This window comes from Trichococcus flocculiformis (genome assembly GCF_963662535.1).
Classification (GTDB): Bacteria; Bacillota; Bacilli; order Lactobacillales; family Aerococcaceae; genus Trichococcus; species Trichococcus flocculiformis.
On the sequence record NZ_OY759718.1, the window covers coordinates 1,346,486 to 1,358,688 of the forward strand.

The 12,203-nt window shown below is 50.1% G+C and carries 7 protein-coding genes, 12 tRNA genes and 2 rRNA genes; 16 read left to right on the top strand and 5 right to left on the bottom strand.

From position 1 onward, the window contains the following. Positions 1-50: 50 nt before the first annotated feature. The 16 genes from ACKPCD_RS06485 to ACKPCD_RS06560 all read left to right on the top strand — a co-directional run bounded on the left by ACKPCD_RS06485 (position 51) and on the right by ACKPCD_RS06560 (position 5,542). A 23S ribosomal RNA gene (locus ACKPCD_RS06485) occupies positions 51-2,965 on the top strand. Between the two features lie 91 nt (positions 2,966-3,056). Continuing rightward, a 5S ribosomal RNA gene (rrf, locus tag ACKPCD_RS06490) occupies positions 3,057-3,172 on the top strand. A 10-nt stretch (positions 3,173-3,182) separates the two neighbouring features. Further along, positions 3,183-3,256, top strand: a tRNA-Asn gene (locus ACKPCD_RS06495). Positions 3,257-3,309: 53 nt separating this feature from the next. Beyond that, positions 3,310-3,398: transfer RNA gene (locus tag ACKPCD_RS06500), tRNA-Ser, on the top strand. 24 nt (positions 3,399-3,422) lie between these two features. Beyond that, a tRNA-Glu gene (locus ACKPCD_RS06505) sits at positions 3,423-3,494 on the top strand. Positions 3,495-3,508: 14 nt separating this feature from the next. Further along, positions 3,509-3,581: transfer RNA gene (locus ACKPCD_RS06510), tRNA-Val, on the top strand. Between the two features lie 2 nt (positions 3,582-3,583). Continuing rightward, positions 3,584-3,656: transfer RNA gene (locus ACKPCD_RS06515), tRNA-Asp, on the top strand. A gap of 18 nt (positions 3,657-3,674) precedes the next feature. Beyond that, a tRNA-Phe gene (locus tag ACKPCD_RS06520) sits at positions 3,675-3,747 on the top strand. Between the two features lie 13 nt (positions 3,748-3,760). Further along, positions 3,761-3,841, top strand: a tRNA-Tyr gene (locus ACKPCD_RS06525). A gap of 33 nt (positions 3,842-3,874) precedes the next feature. Further along, positions 3,875-3,945, top strand: a tRNA-Trp gene (locus ACKPCD_RS06530). Positions 3,946-3,965: 20 nt separating this feature from the next. Then, positions 3,966-4,038 (top strand) — tRNA-His (locus ACKPCD_RS06535). Between the two features lie 8 nt (positions 4,039-4,046). Then, positions 4,047-4,118 (top strand) — tRNA-Gln (locus ACKPCD_RS06540). Positions 4,119-4,141: 23 nt separating this feature from the next. Next, positions 4,142-4,212: transfer RNA gene (locus ACKPCD_RS06545), tRNA-Cys, on the top strand. A gap of 45 nt (positions 4,213-4,257) precedes the next feature. Further along, positions 4,258-4,341: transfer RNA gene (locus ACKPCD_RS06550), tRNA-Leu, on the top strand. 123 nt (positions 4,342-4,464) lie between these two features. Further along, complete coding sequence (locus ACKPCD_RS06555) at positions 4,465-4,959, top strand: GNAT family N-acetyltransferase (protein ID WP_321434427.1); 495 nt, start codon at positions 4,465-4,467, stop codon at positions 4,957-4,959. Positions 4,960-5,164: 205 nt separating this feature from the next. Further along, positions 5,165-5,542 carry a MerR family transcriptional regulator gene (locus ACKPCD_RS06560; RefSeq protein ID WP_321434428.1) on the top strand — a complete coding sequence of 126 codons (378 nt, stop codon included), beginning with the start codon at positions 5,165-5,167 and terminating at the stop codon, positions 5,540-5,542. A gap of 108 nt (positions 5,543-5,650) precedes the next feature. On the opposite strand, the gene ACKPCD_RS06565 is transcribed toward ACKPCD_RS06560, so the two are convergent. The 5 genes from ACKPCD_RS06565 to ACKPCD_RS06585 all read right to left on the bottom strand — a co-directional run bounded on the left by ACKPCD_RS06565 (position 5,651) and on the right by ACKPCD_RS06585 (position 12,135). Further along, entirely contained in the window at positions 5,651-7,417 is a 1,767-nt protein-coding gene (locus tag ACKPCD_RS06565; protein WP_321434429.1) for a 1-deoxy-D-xylulose-5-phosphate synthase, read from the bottom strand. Positions 7,418-7,451: 34 nt separating this feature from the next. Then, positions 7,452-7,805 (bottom strand): MerR family transcriptional regulator, encoded by a 354-nt coding sequence (locus ACKPCD_RS06570; protein WP_321434430.1) that lies wholly within the window; start codon positions 7,803-7,805, stop codon positions 7,452-7,454. A gap of 385 nt (positions 7,806-8,190) precedes the next feature. Beyond that, entirely contained in the window at positions 8,191-10,830 is a 2,640-nt protein-coding gene (locus ACKPCD_RS06575; RefSeq protein ID WP_321434431.1) for a YhgE/Pip family protein, read from the bottom strand. 260 nt (positions 10,831-11,090) lie between these two features. Further along, a complete protein-coding gene (locus tag ACKPCD_RS06580; protein WP_321434432.1) occupies positions 11,091-11,576 on the bottom strand; it encodes an RrF2 family transcriptional regulator in 486 nt (161 codons plus the stop codon). Positions 11,577-11,724: 148 nt separating this feature from the next. Then, on the bottom strand, positions 11,725-12,135 hold the full coding sequence (locus ACKPCD_RS06585; RefSeq protein WP_276645581.1) for an Hsp20/alpha crystallin family protein: 411 nt from the start codon (positions 12,133-12,135) through the stop codon (positions 11,725-11,727). Between the last annotated feature and the right edge of the window lie 68 nt (positions 12,136-12,203).

Below are 12,203 nucleotides of genomic sequence, written 5' to 3' on the forward strand. Positions count from 1 at the left end.
AGTTTTTAACGAAATAAGTTAGCAAGCCAGCAATGGCGAGCTTAACCATAGGTTAAGTGAATAAGGGCGCACGGTGGATGCCTAGGCACTAGGAGCCGATGAAGGACGGGACTAACACCGATATGCTCCGGGGAGCTGTAAGTAAGCTTTGATCCGGAGATTTCCGAATGGGGCAACCCAATATCTTTGATAGGATATTACGTTACACTGAATACATAGGTGTATCGAGGAACACGCAGGGAACTGAAACATCTCATTACCTGCAGGAAGAGAAAGAAAATTCGATTCCCTTAGTAGCGGCGAGCGAAACGGGAAAAGCCCAAACCAAAGAGCTTGCTCTTTGGGGTTGTAGGACTGGGACATGAGACTGCAATGGATAGCAGAAGCCAACTGGAAAGTTGCGCAAGATAGGGTAATAGCCCCGTATGCGAAATCCAAATCAGCTCTACCAGTATCCTGAGTACGGCGGAACACGAGAAATTCCGTCGGAATCCGGGAGGACCATCTCCCAAGGCTAAATACTCCCTAGTGACCGATAGTGAACCAGTACCGTGAGGGAAAGGTGAAAAGCACCCCGGAAGGGGAGTGAAACAGTACCTGAAACCGTGTGCCTACAAGTAGTCAAAGCCCGTTAATGGGTGATGGCGTACCTTTTGTAGAATGGACCGGCGAGTTACGATTTCATGCGAGGTTAAGTTGAAAAGACGGAGCCGCAGCGAAAGCGAGTCTGAATAGGGCGAATAAGTATGAGGTCGTAGACCCGAAACCAAGTGACCTACCCATGTCCAGGTTGAAGGTGCGGTAATACGCACTGGAGGACCGAACCCACGCACGTTGAAAAGTGCGGGGATGAGGTGTGGGTAGCGGAGAAATTCCAATCGAACTTGGAGATAGCTGGTTCTCTCCGAAATAGCTTTAGGGCTAGCCTCGGATATGCGAATCATGGAGGTAGAGCACTGTTTGGACTAGGGGCCCTTCTCGGGTTACCGAATTCAGATAAACTCCGAATGCCATTGATTTAGATCCGGGAGTCAGACTGCGAGTGATAAGATCCGTAGTCAAAAGGGAAACAGCCCAGACCACCAGCTAAGGTCCCAAAGTATCTGTTAAGTGGAAAAGGATGTGGGGTTGCACAGACAACTAGGATGTTGGCTCAGAAGCAGCCATCATTTAAAGAGTGCGTAATAGCTCACTAGTCGAGTGACCCTGCGCCGAAAATTTACCGGGGCTAAACAGATCACCGAAGCTGTGGATGGAACCCATTGGGTTCCGTGGTAGGAGAGCGTTCTAAGGGCATCGAAGCCAGATCGTGAGGACTGGTGGAGCGCTTAGAAGTGAGAATGCCGGTATGAGTAGCGCAAGACGGGTGAGAATCCCGTCCACCGAATAACTAAGGTTTCCTGGGGAAGGCTCGTCCTCCCAGGGTTAGTCGGGACCTAAGCTGAGGCCGATAGGCGTAGGCGATGGACAACAGGTTGATATTCCTGTACCAGTTGCTTTTGTTTGAGCGATGGAGGGACGCAGGAGGCTAAGGAATGCACACGATCGGAAATGTGTGTCCAAGCAGCAAGTCTGAGAACGAGTGAAATGCTTTTTCTCTCAAGGACAAGCTGTGATGGGGAGCGAAATTTAGTAGCGAAGTTCCTGATGTCACACTGCCAAGAAAAGCTTCTAGTGAGAAAGTAACTGCCCGTACCGCAAACCGACACAGGTAGTTGAGGAGAGAATCCTAAGGTGTGCGAGAGAACTCTCGTTAAGGAACTCGGCAAAATGACCCCGTAACTTCGGGAGAAGGGGTGCTGACCGCAAGGTCAGCCGCAGTGAATAGGCCCAAGCGACTGTTTATCAAAAACACAGGTCTCTGCAAAATCGAAAGATGACGTATAGGGGCTGACGCCTGCCCGGTGCTGGAAGGTTAAGAGGAGAGGTTAGCGCAAGCGAAGCTTTGAATTGAAGCCCCAGTAAACGGCGGCCGTAACTATAACGGTCCTAAGGTAGCGAAATTCCTTGTCGGGTAAGTTCCGACCCGCACGAAAGGCGTAACGATTTGGGCACTGTCTCAACGAGAGACTCGGTGAAATTATAGTACCAGTGAAGATGCTGGTTACCCGCGACAGGACGGAAAGACCCCATGGAGCTTTACTGCAGTTTGATATTGCGTGTTTGTATCACATGTACAGGATAGGTAGGAGCCGAAGATACCGGGACGCCAGTCTCGGAGGAGGCAACGGTGGGATACTACCCTTGTGATATGACCACTCTAACCCGCTGCTCTTAGCGAGCAGGGAGACAGTGTCAGACGGGCAGTTTGACTGGGGCGGTCGCCTCCAAAAATGTAACGGAGGCGCCCAAAGGTTCCCTCAGAATGGTTGGAAATCATTCGTAGAGTGTAAAGGCAGAAGGGAGCTTGACTGCGAGACCTACAAGTCGAGCAGGGACGAAAGTCGGGCTTAGTGATCCGGTGGTTCCGCATGGAAGGGCCATCGCTCAACGGATAAAAGCTACCCTGGGGATAACAGGCTTATCTCCCCCAAGAGTTCACATCGACGGGGAGGTTTGGCACCTCGATGTCGGCTCATCGCATCCTGGGGCTGTAGTCGGTCCCAAGGGTTGGGCTGTTCGCCCATTAAAGCGGTACGCGAGCTGGGTTCAGAACGTCGTGAGACAGTTCGGTCCCTATCCGTCGCGGGCGTTGGAAATTTGAGAGGAGCTGTCCTTAGTACGAGAGGACCGGGATGGACACACCGCTGGTGTACCAGTTGTTCTGCCAAGAGCATCGCTGGGTAGCTATGTGTGGACGGGATAAACGCTGAAAGCATCTAAGCGTGAAGCCCCCCTCAAGATGAGATTTCCCATCACTTTAAGTGAGTAAGACCCCTGAGAGATGATCAGGTAGATAGGTTGGGAGTGGAAGTACAGCGATGTATGGAGCGGACCAATACTAATCGGTCGAGGACTTAACCAATTTTTAAAAGAAGAAAACTCAAGCGGTGTTTTCGGGTTCCCTTTACTTTTGTAGATTCAGTTTTGAGAGAACAACGTTCTCTTGAAAAATGTGCGGTGACGATGGCAAGAAGGTCACACCTGTTCCCATCTCGAACACAGAAGTTAAGCTTCTTAGCGCCGATTGTAGTGAAGGGTTTCCCTTTGTGAGACTAGGACGTTGCCGCGCATTTCGTTTTTCCGCAATAGCTCAGTTGGTAGTAGCGCATGACTGTTAATCATGATGTCGTAGGTTCGAGTCCTACTTGCGGAGTTTTTCGGTTAAGTCTCATGCATTTAATATGAATAAGATTTTATCGGAACCTTGGAGAGTTGTCCGAGAGGCCGAAGGAGCACGATTGGAAATCGTGTAGGCGGGTTAAACTGTCTCAAGGGTTCGAATCCCTTACTCTCCGTATTCCCAGTATAATAAATATCTTGGTCCGTTGGTCAAGCGGTTAAGACACCGCCCTTTCACGGCGGTAACACGGGTTCGATTCCCGTACGGATCATTGTTTCAAGCCCTGGAGGTTTAGCTCAGCTGGGAGAGCGTCTGCCTTACAAGCAGGATGTCGGCGGTTCGATCCCGTCAACCTCCATTGGTTCCGTGGTGTAGGGGTCAACATGCCTGCCTGTCACGCAGGAGATCGCGGGTTCAAATCCCGTCGGAGCCGTTTTTACAATTTTATTTTGGTCTGATAGCTCAGTTGGTAGAGCACTTGATTGAAGCTCAAGGTGTCGGCGGTTCGAATCCGTCTCGGACCATTTTTTATATGATGGAGGGATAGCGAAGTGGCTAAACGCGGCGGACTGTAAATCCGCTCTTTCGGGTTCGGCAGTTCGAATCTGCCTCCCTCCATTTTTTTTGGATTAAAATCCAAGGTTGTTCCATAGGGGTATAGTTTAAAGGTAGAACTACGGTCTCCAAAACCGTCAGTGTGGGTTCAATTCCTACTACCCCTGTTGTTTAACTTAATATTATGGCGATCGTGGCGAAGTGGTTAACGCACCGGTTTGTGGATCCGGCATTCGTGGGTTCAATTCCCATCGGTCGCCCTCTTTATTGGGCTATCGCCAAGCGGTAAGGCAACAGACTTTGACTCTGTCATTCGTTGGTTCGAATCCAGCTAGCCCAGTTTTTTTCAAATAGCAATATCTCGGCGGTATAGCCAAGTGGTAAGGCACAGGTCTGCAAAACCTCTATCACCGGTTCAAATCCGGTTACCGCCTTTCCATAAGTACAAGTAAGATGGAAAATTGCATTCTTCATATCATGCCGGCGTGGCGGAATTGGCAGACGCGCTGGACTCAAAATCCAGTGCCCGCGAGGGCGTGCCGGTTCGACCCCGGCCGCCGGTATCACACAGATAAGCTTATGACGATGATCTCATCGTTGTGGGCTTATTTTTTTATGCAGCGAATCTGTTATGGGGTATAATAGAAACAGTGATTTTTATGAGATAAGAAAGCGGGGATGGGTTGATGGGTATCGTTATCAGGAAATATAGCGAGAATGATTTGGGAACAATGGCGAATATTTGGAATCATGTCGTTAAGGAAGGTAAGTATTTCCCCCAAATAGACGGCTTATCACTAAAGGAAGCGACAGCCTTTTTCGCTGAACAAACGTTTACCGGCGTTGCGGAAGAAGATGGGGTAATAGTTGGTTTGTATATTCTTCATCCCAACAACATCGGCCGTTGCGGCCACATCGCGAATGCCTCTTACGCTGTTGCTGCTGATCAGAGAGGAAAGCGCATTGGCGAAAAACTGGTGGTGCATTCGCTGCAGATGGCTAAGGAGTCAGGCTTCCGCATCATGCAGTTCAATGCTGTAGTCGCCAACAATAAAGGAGCGATCAGCCTTTATAAAAAGCTGGGTTTCAAGGAGCTGGGGACCATTCCGGGAGGCTTCAAAATGGACAATGGTACCTTTGTGGATATCATTCCGTTTTATTTTGAATTGTCCTCAATCTAGATCGAACAAAGGTTAGGATAGGGATAACCAAAGCAGCATCTATTGCTCTGTAAGTGACACCGGAACATATATTTAAATTTTCTATTCATCATCGAAAAAGAAGTCTGAAAGAATCCACAGTTGGTGGGAGATCTTTCAGACTTCTTTTGGCGCCACCCTTGTACATTTGTTGTATACTGTATGCGAGAGAAAGGGTGATTGTGTTATGAATATATCTGAAGCCGCAAAAATAACCGGGCTCACAGCCGCAACGCTGCGCTACTATGAAAGCGAAGGTCTGATCCCGCCGGTGACCCGCAAGAACGGCGGTGTCCGGGATTATCAACAGGACGATCTTGGTTGGATCGATTTCATCAAATGCATGCGCAGCGCCGGGATGTCGGTCGATTCGCTGATCGAGTATACGACATTGTTCAGAAACGGGACGCAGTCGGATGAAGCGCGCAAAAATATTCTGATCAGGGAAAGAGATCAACTGCTTGCCAAACAGAAGGAAATCAGTGAAACGATCGAGAGGCTGAACGGAAAAATCAAAAGCTTCGAAGGCAAAATGAGGGAATCGGAAGATAGCCTGATGCATTGAAATCGCGGTTGGTCCAAATGCAGTCCGGCAAGTAAAAAACCATCGAGGCAGGCGTTGTATTTGAACGTCTGCTTCGATGGTTTTATTGTTTTTCAGAGAGAAATCAGCCTACGCCAATGTATCCAAGATGTCCTTGACGATCAATTCAGGCGTCAGATGGAACTGCTCGTAAAGCGTTTCAAGCGGAACATTGTCCGTAAATTCTTTTTTCGCGCCGAAGTTCAAAACTTTGACAACTGAGGCCCCATAGAAGGAAGCAATCTGCTCGCCGAAGCCACCGGCCAAGGAACCGTCCTCAAGTGTTACGATCAGGTCATGGCTTGCTTCCAGTTCCTTCAGCGTATCTGCATCGACCTCGGTGATGGAACGCGGATTGATCACGGTGATGTCCTCACCGGTTTCAGCCTTCATTTGCTCAGCGACTCGTTCGCCGAGGGAAAGGAAGGAACCGAGCGCCAGGATCGCCACTTTTTTGCCTTTGCGGAGTGTTTCGTAGGTTGGCGATTTGAAGTCGACCAGTGCATTTTCTCTGGAGACAACCGGTCCGTTCGGCAAGCGGATGGCGATCGGTCCTTTTTCCTGTTGCAGAGCCCATTCCAGCATCGCAACCAATTCCTCCTTGCTGGTCGGCGCAAGATAGTTGAAATTAGGGATGCTCTTGATCAACGGAATGTCGAACAGGCCGTTATGCGTCACTGCACCGCCAGAGATGTTCCCGCCGATGATGATGAGTACGGCCGGCAATTCGTTGATGGCCAGATCATGCGATAATTGGTCATAGGCTCGCTGCAGGAAGGTGCTCGAGTGGAAAACGACCGGTTTGACGCCTTGCGAAGCCAATCCCGCCGCAAACGTGATCGAGTGGCCTTCAGCGATGCCCACATCGAAATAATGTTCCGGATGCGCGGCTTGGAAGTCTTTCAGCCCGAACATTCCCGGGATGGCCGCATTGATGGCAGCCAGTTTCATTTCGTCCTCATCAACCTTTTTGATCAGATGATCCATGATGATTGAATTGTAGGATTCACCGCTAGCCGTTCGTAAGCTTTCACCTGTTTCCAGGTTGAACGGGGAGCGCCAATGGTAATTCGTTTTTTCCTGAGTGGCTTTTTCGTAGCCATGGCCTTTTTCGGTATGTACATGCAGCACGATCGGATGACCAATGTCTTTGACATCGCGGAATGTTTCGATCAATTTTTCCAAATCGTTGCCTTCCTCGAGGTAACGGTAATCGAAGCCCAAAGCTTTGAACGGATTGTTTGAGGCTTCCCCATTTGTCGCACGCAGCTCGGCCAACGAACGGTACAGGCCGCCGAAATTTTCATCGATCGACATTTCATTGTCGTTGAGGATAATGATCAGGTTGGAATTCAGTTCAGCAGCGTTATTGAGACCTTCGAAGGCCAGTCCGCCGCTCAGGGAACCGTCCCCGATCAGGGCAACGACATTCCCGGTTTCCTTCTTCAAATCGCGCGCTTTTGCCATCCCTACAGCCAGACTGATGGAAGTGGAAGTATGCCCAACCGTGAAGAAGTCATGTTCGCTTTCGTGCTGGGAAGTGTAACCTGTGACGGAATGGAAGTTTTCTTTGTCGACGAAGCCGTATTTGCGGCCTGTCAGAATTTTGTGAGGGTAGGACTGGTGGGAAACATCCCAGACGATCTTATCCGTTGGCGAATCAAAAACATGGTGGAAGGCAATCGTCAGTTCGGCGACACCCAGGTTCGGTCCGACGTGGCCGCTGACTTGGCTGACCTTGTTCAAAACAAGCGAGCGGATCTCTCCAGCCAATTGGCCCATTTCAACCAGGTTCAGTTTCTTCACGTCTGCGGGGCTGTTCACTTTGTCTATGATTGTTGTTTGTAGTGTATGCAAATTGTTAGCACTCCTTTTTTTGTACGGGCAGTTCTCAAAAATGGTCCTGCTCGTAATGTTCTATTTTTTTGTTCAGTTTTTCCAGTGTTATTCCTAGTTCGTCGTAACGTTCCTGCAGTTTTTTCTGTTCTTCGATCAGGATATCTTTCCTTGCAATGACGGTTTCTTTTCCTTGATCGAACAAAGCTGTGTATTCTATCAAAGATTCGATCGATAAACCGGCATTGCGCATGCATTTGATGAATTCAATCCACCCAAGATCGGATTCGTTAAACAAGCGGACGCCGCCGTTGCCCCTTGTTACCGGAGGGATCAAGCCGATCCGCTCGTAATAGCGCAGGGTTACCGCTGTCAGCCCTGATTTTTCTGCTGCTTCTGAAATATTCATGATTTTTCGCCTCCTGACTGGCTAAACTTGTTTGATGGAATCAGCTTACACCTTAAAGTGAAGGTTAAGTCAAGCGAAAATTTCGATTGGATATAAATTTCTGTGGGTAGTTTAAGTTTAGGATGAGAATGAGATGGTGAAGTGATCCTTAGCTCCGGTGAGGGGGCGTTTACCGGAGCTGGGTGGTAATAGTCAGCTTCTCCTCCGATGAGGCTTATCCCCTCGGAGGACGCAATCAGATTACCATACAAAATTCGGCGAAGCCGCCGTTCACCGGAGCTGAGGCAACGGTAGCGTCAGCGGTGCTGTACGCATCCAGAAAAAGACAAAGAAAACACGCACAACTGTTGAGGGTGTGCGTGTTTTGACATTGATAGATTCTTATTTAGGCAGTTTGGGTCTCCAGATCGACCGATTTTTCCTCGTACTCGAAGTCTTCCTGCCGCAACTTTTTCCGTTTGACCGAATAAAAGAGGACGATCAGCAGGTTGAATACGAGCAGGATCGCCAGCAGGATGAACAGATCCGTGGAGATGCTGCCACCGATGCCGAACAGCTGGCGGTAGGCATCAATCGAGTACGTCATCGGCAGATACGGATGGATCGCCTCGAAGAAGCTGTTGGACAACTGGATCGGATAAGTGCCGCCGGATCCCGATAACTGCAGGATGAGGAAAATCAGCATCAGGAAGGAGCCGACTTTGTCAAACAGCAGGTTGAAGAGCATAACGATCGACACCGAAACGAGCGCCGTCATGATGGTGACCAGCAGCGTTTTTCCGATCGAGGACGGCGCCAATCCGTTCACGTTCACGAGCAGTGCGACCATGATGAGTGCTTGGCAGACACCGACCGATGCAAGGACAGATATTTTGCTGGCCCACCAGCTGAAGCCGTTCTTCGGGTATTTCCGCGGGGTAAAGCTGTCGTACATCAGGTTCAGGCTGATGGCACCGACGAAGAGGGCGACGGACATCATGTAGGGAGCCATGCCGGAGCCGTTGTTGGCGACCGGAGCCGTTTCGATCTGGTTCGCAATGACCGGTTCGGCCATCATTGCGTAGGTGTTTTCGTTTGCATCGACTTCATTCAGCGCGGCGCTGCCGTCCAGCAGTTTGGCACCGAGTTCGTCTGTGCCGCTGAGCAAAGATACCAGGCCGGCATTGAGTTGCTCCGACCCAACCGCTAATCTGGCGGAGCCGTCACTGATTTTTACAGCACCGTCAGCAAGTTGGTTGGTCCCATCGGTCAGCAGGCTGCCGTTTTCGACCAACTGCATGGTTCCGTCGGCCAGTGCCTGTGTGCCATTCTGGAGTTCCGTTGCGCCTGCTGCGAGGGTTCCGGTCTGTTCATTCAGGGTCTGCAGACCGGCGCTTACTTGTGCATTGCCTTCTGTCAGGCTCTGTCCCCCTGCAGCCAATTGTTCGGAACCGGTTGTAAGCTGGTTCAGGCCGGCTGAGAGTTTCTGGGAGCCGCTTTGTGCGCTTCCGATGGCCGTCTGCAATGCTTGGGCCCCGCTCAGAAGCGCTTGGCTTGTCGTTCCGATTTGGTCAAATCCCGATACGAGTGTTGTGGCTCCGCCGTAGACAGCGGCATAGCCGGTCGACAGGTTGCTGACGCTGCTTTGAAGAGCGGCAACCTGCTGCGCGATGGCAGAAGCATCGATAACGCTCAGCCCAGAAAGACCGTTGAGGCTGGTAGTGATCGATTGGACAGAGTACGCTTGTTCATTTGCGACGGTCGCCAGCTGTGCAGAGACAGCTTGGCTGACTGCAGCTTCCTGCTCAGCGGTCAATTCGGTTCCACTTTGGGAGATCGCAGTCATGATGGCTGCGGTATTGTTGACGGGGTCCACCGAGGCCGTGATAGTGTTGAGCTCGGTTTGGACTGCCGCAATTGTGCCTGAGAGGCCGTCCAGTTGGGACAGGACAGTCCCCAAGTCCGATGAAAGATTGGAGTGTTTGAGTTGGCTGTCGAGCGTTTCGATACCGTTTTTCATTTGGTCGAGTCCACTCTGCAATGCAACCAGTTTTGCCTGTTGTTCAGCACTCGTGAGACTCGTGTTCAGTGCAGCCAAGCCTGCTGTCAAAGCTTTGCTGCCATCCGCCAGTTGGCCCATGCCGCTGTTCAAACTATCCATGCCTGCCGAAAGCGTAAGGCTGTTCGTGGCCAAGCTGGAAAGCCCGGTACTCAACGATGCACTGCCGGCAGCCGTTGCAGAAGCGCCAGCGTTCAGTTTGCCAACGCCTGTTTCCAACGCCGGCATGGCGGCTGTCAGCTTGGCGGTGCCATCGTTCAGTGCTTTGGCGCCGGCATCCAACTGGCCGACTCCATTCAGATACGTCTGCAGGCCGACTGCCAGCGTCTCTGCTCCGTCACGGAAGGTGAGGGTGCTGCCCGCCAGCGTTTCGAGGTTTGCTGTAATGGTCTCGTTGCCTTCCTTGATCTGGGCTGTACCGTCGCTGAGCTGCGCGCTGCCGTCAGCAGCAGCAGTCATCCCATCTGCGACGGTCTGCAGCTGGTCAAAGACGGTTTCGGCGTAGATGGCCGTCACTTCATCGGAGATGGTGTCCTTGATTTCGTTTGCCGCAGAAGCGGTCAGTTTGGAGGCAATGTAGCTTCTGCCAGCGCTGGTGCTGTAAGTCAATTCCATCCGCTTGGGTGTTTCATCCAACAAGGTGGTTGCATTTTCCGAGAAGTCCTCCGGGATGGTGAGCGCCATATAGTAGCTGCCATCCGCCAGTCCGGCTTCCGCTTCTTCCTGAGAAACGAAATCGAAGTCCAAGGCATCGGATTCCTCCAAACCGGCGACAAGCGAGTCGCCTACCGCCAAAGTTTCCTCATTATAGTTGACGGCCTTATCCTGGTTCACGACGGCGACCGGAAGTTCGGCCAGTTTACCGTAGGGATCCCACATGGAACTGAGAAAGAGGACGGTGTAAAGGGAAGGGATCAGGCTGATCCCGAACAGAATGATTAACATTTTTTTCGTTTTGAAAATTGACTGCCATTCTTGCTTCAACAAGGTAGTGCACTTCCTTCAATGTAGAGTATAAAATGATTTTTCGATCTAAAAGGTGCATCACCACAGGTGCTTCACAATTTTGTAAGGTGTTCTGCATCAGCATAGGTGTTTCACAAGTTTGTAAAATGTTTCATGCACCTAAAATGATTTCCAGCTTCACGGGTAAGCCCTTCGGAAATTAGATAAATCTGTCCTATTGCGCTCTTCGCTGCTCAGGCGGACAGATTTCCTAAATTTCTTTCAGGGCTGATCGAACCCTTTCAGCTTTTCTTATTTTCTGAGGTCAGGACGATGGACTCCCAATCAGCGGCGCCGATTCTTTCCGAGCCTTCAACCAACAGGGAGCCGAGCGTATATTGTTGCAAACGACCTTTGAATTGCTGCTCCGCATCGAAGAATACTTCGAGTACCTCCTGCTTTTTGTCCCTGATTTTATCCGCGCGCAGGAATACCTTTTCGGCCAGACTGGTCGGCCGGACAAAGCTGTGCGTTCCTTCGATCGCTTCATAGATGTGCAGCATCGTGATTTCTTCCGGAGTCCTATTCAGTCTAAAACCGCCGTCCTTTCCGGCCTCCGAGTTGACCAGTCCTGAAACGACAAGGGAGCGCATCACTTTTTTCAAGTAGGAATCAGAAACGGCCAGACGCTTACTTAGGATGGCGCTTTTGATTGGACGTCGCTCGATTTGGGTAGCCAGCATAATCAGGATGCAGATGGCTTGTTCCACGCCGCTTTTCATTTTCATGTTTTCGCCTTCTTTCGTAGATATATTTTATCCATGGATGTATTTTATCGCTTAATGAAAATCAACGCAACTATTTTATTTTTCAGTAATCCAAAAAACCGGGCAGACCAACAAGTGGTTTGCCCGGCTATTACGGAAGGATTCCTTATCAGAATATTTCAATTTTGCGTTTGGAAGGTATAGTAGGTTCTTTCTTCGGAAGCACCAAGTTCAAAACGCCTTCTGTCAGAGTGGCGGTTATGTCCTCTTCGTTGATACCTTTCAGATAAATTTCCCTGTGGACGGAACCCGAAGAACGTTCTTGGCGGATGATTTGGCCTTTTTCATCTTTGTCGACTTTTTCCGATTTGCGTGTCGCTGAAATGGAGAGAATGTCGTTTTCATAATCCACAGTGATATCCTCTTTGGCATAGCCTGGCAGATCGGCGGTCACTTGGTAGTTATCCTCGGTTTCGTGGACATCCATTTTTATTTCCTGGAAGAAACGATTTTGGAACAGCGATCCGGTGTCCGACAGCAAGTCGAAGAAACTGTTGCTTCTGCGTAACTCATTTGACATTTAAAAAATCCCCTTTCGTTTTTTTTAACATTTCTTTCATCATCAGTATAAACCTTCAGACATCAGAA

What these genes read in the sequence shown, in the direction of transcription:
- ACKPCD_RS06580 (WP_321434432.1), bottom strand. Translation starts at nt 11,576, where the DNA reads ATGAAAATGAAAAGCGGCGTGGAACAAGCCATCTGCATCCTGATTATG.
- ACKPCD_RS06560 (WP_321434428.1), top strand. Translation starts at nt 5,165, where the DNA reads ATGAATATATCTGAAGCCGCAAAAATAACCGGGCTCACAGCCGCAACG.
- ACKPCD_RS06555 (WP_321434427.1), top strand. Translation starts at nt 4,465, where the DNA reads ATGGGTATCGTTATCAGGAAATATAGCGAGAATGATTTGGGAACAATG.
- ACKPCD_RS06585 (WP_276645581.1), bottom strand. Translation starts at nt 12,135, where the DNA reads ATGTCAAATGAGTTACGCAGAAGCAACAGTTTCTTCGACTTGCTGTCG.
- ACKPCD_RS06570 (WP_321434430.1), bottom strand. Translation starts at nt 7,805, where the DNA reads ATGAATATTTCAGAAGCAGCAGAAAAATCAGGGCTGACAGCGGTAACC.